Below are 4,662 nucleotides of genomic sequence, written 5' to 3' on the forward strand. Positions count from 1 at the left end.
GACAACCACCGGCTGCCTGATCAGATCACCCACTCCGATGTGCGGAAGACGGGTCTAGAGGCAGTGATCCGATCTGACGGCTCACGGCCCGTCCTCTTTGTGGAGGACGACTTCATCGAAATGACGGCACCGTCGGTCGGCAACTACGCGGCCACTCTGTCCCGCAACGAGACCGCCATCCGCGAGGTGTGCCGCGCCGTCGGCCGGGTTGACGATCCGGTCGCGGGATCGCTCGGCTACCAGGGCACGGCCTGGATGCTCGCGGACGGGCTCGTGGCCATGAACTTGCACGTCCTCAAAGCGATCGCACCCGGAGGTGGCCGCAAGGACGGGAGCTTCGCGGGACGGCTGAACACCGGCGCGGCCGTCCACTTCGGACACGAGGTGGGCAGGCCGATCCCCGAGCGGCGGTTCCCGATCCGCAGGGTGGTGAGTGTCGGTAGGGAAGGCGCGAAGGAACACGCGCACCCGGAGGATCGGTCGCTCAACTTCGATGGCCTCGACCTCGCGATCCTCGAGCTGGAACCCGTGCCGAGCCGGGCGTTCCCCGAACCGGTCAAGGTGGCGCGGGGCGACGACCCGCTCACCCGTGGCGGGCTGGCGAGTCCGGGGCGCAGCATCTATCTCGTCGGCTATCCGGGCGCCGAGCACTCGACGACGCAGGACCTGTTCGCCAAGGTCTTCCACGGTGTGAAGAGCTTCAAACGCCTGGCGCCAGGGGAGATCATGGCCGTCGGCGATGTCCCGCACGATCCGCGCGGTTGGGTGCTGACCCACGACGCCAGCACGCGCTCGGCGGCAACTCCGGCTCAGCGGTCGTCGACCTCGCCAGCGACGGCGGCACGGTCCTCGGCCCGCATTTCGCGGGCAAGCACCTCCGCCAGAACTGGGCCCATACGCTGGAACGCATGACCGCGAATCTGAGCGCGGTGCTGCCGCCCATCGGAGGCTGATGTTGCCGCGCCGGTGGACGAGCAGGGCCGAGGGGATCCCGCCCTGCTCGCGCTCGCTGCCGCGGTCAAGAAGGACTGGCTGAAGATCGACGATCTCTGGGACCGGTTGCGCAACCGCTACCGGATGTTCCACCTCGTGCGCAGCACCAGCCTCGACGCGGACACGTTCCTGCTGGAGGCGTTGAGCACCACCCCGCAGTTCCGGGTTGTTGCGCGCGTTCCCCGCGGGCTGATGAACGCGGAACTCACCGAGCCAGGCTTCGGCCGCCGGGTGCGGGAGATCCTCGGCTCGTCCGCGTACCAGCTGCAGGCCTTCCACAACGGCAGGTTCCGGCCGAGGAACGCATTCCAGTCCAGCGTGTTGATGGGCCGCGCGTGCGAGCACGTGTGCCAGATCGACATCGACGGCAAGCACGCTGGAACCGGTGTGCTGGTGCGCCCCACGCTGGTGGCAACCTCGGCGTATGTCGTGTGGAAACTCGTCGAATGCCAGAGCGACGGCACGCTGACAGCCAAGCCGAACAGCTTGAGTCTGCTGAAGTTGACGTTCAAGTACTTCGAGGACTACCTGCCGCGACTGGACGAACAGCCGCAGAGCCCGCCGGACGAACCAAGCCTGCACGAGAACGGCTCGCCTGGGGTGGCAGGCCGACACCGTGCGAACTCTCCGAGGAGTTGTTCGACGTCGAGGACATCGAAGGCATCAACGCCTCCGGCCCGTGGGATCTCGCCATCATCCGGCTGGCGGAGCCGAGAGAGCAGCCGGAGAACCCGATGCTGCTCACCGACCCGCCGTCCCAGCCGTTCGACATCCACGTCCTGCACCACCGGGCCCAGAACTCCGGCCAGCCCGAACCGTTGCTCTGGTCCATCGGTCAGCTCGCCCAGCAGCTCGGCTCGCCGGTCGTGCGCTTCCCGCGCGACGCCAACACGCTCGGCGGCTCCTCCGGCGCCCCCGTGTTCGACAGTGACTGGAAGATCGTCGCATTGCACCAGGGCGGCCTTCGGCAGTTGGAGCACTACCGGGACGTCAGGCAGGTCAAGGCGCTCGACCGCAACCACGCGGTGCCGGTCCGGCACTGGTCGGTCAAGCTGGACGAGCTCGATGTGCTCTCGGACGATTTGCCGTACCTGCCGTATCCGCCTGTGATCGGTCAGCGCGATCTGCAGCGAAGGGTCTGGCGGGCGGCGATGCCGCACAAGGCTGGCGATCACCGGTTGCTGATCATTCGAGGTGCTCCCGGCAGCGCTCTGGGGGACACCAAGACCATCGTGCGGGAACTGGTGAAGACGACCGGCCGCGTGCGGGCGCTCGGCACGACCAACGCGCTGCAGGACGACCCGGTGACGTTCGCGCAACGCGTGCTGGGCACGTTGTCCGCGCAGCTCAACCTACCCGACACCCCGGGAGTGACCACGCTGCACAGCGAGGTGCGCCAAGAGCTCGCGCCCGTGCTGGCGGCGCGACTGGAGGGTCTGGCGGGCGGGAAGCCGCTGTGGCTGGTGGTCGAAGGGCTCGACCGGGCGAACGGAACGGAGCAGTCCGGGGCTGAACAACCTGCTGCTGGGGCTGGTCAGTAACCTCCGGGATTGCCCGTCGCTACGCCTGGTGCTCGTCGGCTGGCCGCAGACGTCGCCGGATGAGTTTCGCGGCTCGGTCGTGAACCTGGAGCCACCTACAGAAGAGGACGTCGCAGTCGCGCTGCTGCCGCCCGGTGCCGAACCGCCGAAGGCACTGGTCGACGACGCACGAAAACTGCTCGAGGAAAAGCAGGAGCTGGGTTACGTCGGCTACGAGGCGGCTCGTGAGGCCGTCGAGACACTCCGCGAACGAATCGAGCCCGAGGTGGTCTGACATGACCGGACCCGATGTCGATGCGATGGTCGGCTGATCGCGCAGTCGTGGCAACAGAGGTCGCCTGAGGAGCGATCCTGCTTCACCAGTCGCCTGGAGCCCGCCGCGGCACCCGCGGAGCTGGTGCGGCAGGTGCACGAGAAGGCCGCGTTGTCCGGCGTGGTCGCGCCGCGTGACTTCGTCCGCGGGCTGTCTCGCGAGGTCGCCGACGAGGTCTTGGATCCGGTCCTCGCGGACTTCGACCGGGTCCTGAGCGGCGACCGGTGGGCATGGACCCTGCGATCGGGTCCTCGGCAGCAGGCCCTCATCCGGATGCGCGCGGATCGGACACTGGGCCGCGCGCTGGAGACGCTGCGGAGATCTATACGGACATCGCCGGAGACCTGTTGCGGCGAGTTGTGAGCGCATGGGTACGACGGGCGCCGGTGGACATCGGCGCAGAGGCTTAGAACTCCTAATTCAATGAGTGGTTGCGGAGTCGGCGCCAGCAGATGATGCCGCAGGCCAGGCTGAGGAAGGCTTTGTGGATGTCGTCGTGGATCTCCCAGCGGATCCGCAGGCGGCGGAACCAGTGCAGCAGCGCGGGATGGGTCGGCCGCGCAGCGAGGTGTCAGCCGTGGGTTGATCCTTTTCCGCGCGGCCTCCCGCCGAACCGGACATGATGGTTTCCCGATCATCCGGCTCTCCAGTGACTACTGCGTGAGCGGTGCGGCTGACTGTCCAGCGTGGACTTGGTCATGGCAGGAAGCGCAGACCACGAGAGTCTTGCGTCGCCTGTTCGCCATGGTCTTGGCCCACAAGGGCTGGAATGGTCCGTGTTTGCCGAGATCTGCAAGCTTGCGGATGTGGTGAACCTGAACCTCGCCCGATTGCTGGCAGATCTCGCAGGTGTCCGCGAGGAGCCGCGTGATGAGCTCCTTGTGCGGATAGTCAACCCGGATCGGCTGGCGATCGACGACCGTCGCCATCTTCTTCCGGTGGAGTGGTGTTTCGCCGAACCGGGCGACCAGTGGCTGCCTGCCGTCGCGTTCGATGCGTGCCTCGAAACAGGTGCGTAGCCCGTGCGGTGTCTGGATCTTGGCTTTGTGCTTGGCCGCCATCTTCGACACCGGTGAGCGATGCTTGCCGGCCAGGGTCTTGAGCATGGAGGTCTCCATGACCCAGCGCAGCCGGTGAAGCCGATAGACGTCTCCGGCCAGCAGGTAGTACTGGACGATGCCCCGGTAGATGGCCCCGTAGACGGAAACGATGGTGTAGTCGTCACCGTTGGTTAGGGCCGTCTGCTTGGCGGGTTGACCCCGGTGCAGATAGAGGGCTGACTTGGCCTTGATCACGTCCAGCGGCACCCGCAGCGCGACCTGGCCGTTGACGCGTCGGTAACGGCCGGTCTTCTTCGTGTCGTTGTGCTGGACGGTGATCTCGTAGCCGAGGAATCGGGCCGCGCCTGTGCGGGCGTGGGTGATCAGCGTCTTGTCCTGGGAGAGTTCGAGCTTGAGTTCGTCGCGCAGGAACTCGGCCAGGCGCTGTTTGATTTCCGCGGCTTCGGTCTTCGGTCCGGTGAACCCAGGCAGATGGTCGTCTGCGTACCTGCAATACCGCAACCGCCGGTATCCCGGGTCGTCCGGGTCGGCGCTGGGCAGACTGACCATTCGCCGCCGCAGTGCTCGCGCCGATGGGCGGTCACCACGTCGTCGGGCCTTGGCCAGCTGGTTTTGCAGGTCCAGGTAGGCGGGGTTGCGTGCCCTGCGGTTCCCTCGGGTGTATTCCGGAATCAGCACTGTTTCGACGAGCTGATCCAGTTTGTGCAGGTAGATCGAGGACAGGATCGGGGAGGCCACCCCGCCCTGGGGAGCC

At 66.8% G+C, this 4,662-nt stretch carries 6 protein-coding genes; 4 read left to right on the forward strand and 2 right to left on the reverse strand.

The features are described from left to right. Positions 1-120: 120 nt before the first annotated feature. The gene (locus IEZ09_RS45605) at positions 121-912 is read left to right on the forward strand and encodes a trypsin-like serine peptidase (protein WP_189260096.1); all 792 of its coding nucleotides are present in this window, start codon (positions 121-123) and stop codon (positions 910-912) included. Positions 913-1,070: 158 nt separating this feature from the next. On the opposite strand, the gene IEZ09_RS45610 is transcribed toward IEZ09_RS45605, so the two are convergent. Beyond that, a complete protein-coding gene (locus IEZ09_RS45610) occupies positions 1,071-1,355 on the reverse strand; it encodes a hypothetical protein (protein WP_189260097.1) in 285 nt (94 codons plus the stop codon). 273 nt (positions 1,356-1,628) lie between these two features. On the opposite strand from IEZ09_RS45610, the gene IEZ09_RS45615 reads away from it, so the two are divergent. The 3 genes from IEZ09_RS45615 to IEZ09_RS45625 all read left to right on the forward strand — a co-directional run bounded on the left by IEZ09_RS45615 (position 1,629) and on the right by IEZ09_RS45625 (position 3,210). Further along, positions 1,629-2,534: a trypsin-like serine peptidase gene (locus tag IEZ09_RS45615; RefSeq protein ID WP_189260098.1), complete on the forward strand. Its 906-nt coding sequence runs from the start codon at positions 1,629-1,631 to the stop codon at positions 2,532-2,534. 28 nt (positions 2,535-2,562) lie between these two features. Next, positions 2,563-2,808, forward strand: a complete 246-nt coding sequence (locus IEZ09_RS45620; RefSeq protein ID WP_189260099.1) for a hypothetical protein — start codon at positions 2,563-2,565, stop codon at positions 2,806-2,808. Positions 2,809-2,940: 132 nt separating this feature from the next. Beyond that, on the forward strand, positions 2,941-3,210 hold the full coding sequence (locus IEZ09_RS45625; RefSeq protein ID WP_189260100.1) for a hypothetical protein: 270 nt from the start codon (positions 2,941-2,943) through the stop codon (positions 3,208-3,210). A 290-nt stretch (positions 3,211-3,500) separates the two neighbouring features. Here the strand turns inward: IEZ09_RS45625 and IEZ09_RS45630 are convergent. Beyond that, on the reverse strand, positions 3,501-4,662 hold a 1,162-nt coding region (locus IEZ09_RS45630), incomplete at its 5' end, for a reverse transcriptase/maturase family protein (protein WP_189260101.1).

This window comes from Lentzea flava, from assembly GCF_014648475.1.
Lineage (GTDB): Bacteria > Actinomycetota > Actinomycetes > Mycobacteriales > Pseudonocardiaceae > Lentzea > Lentzea flava.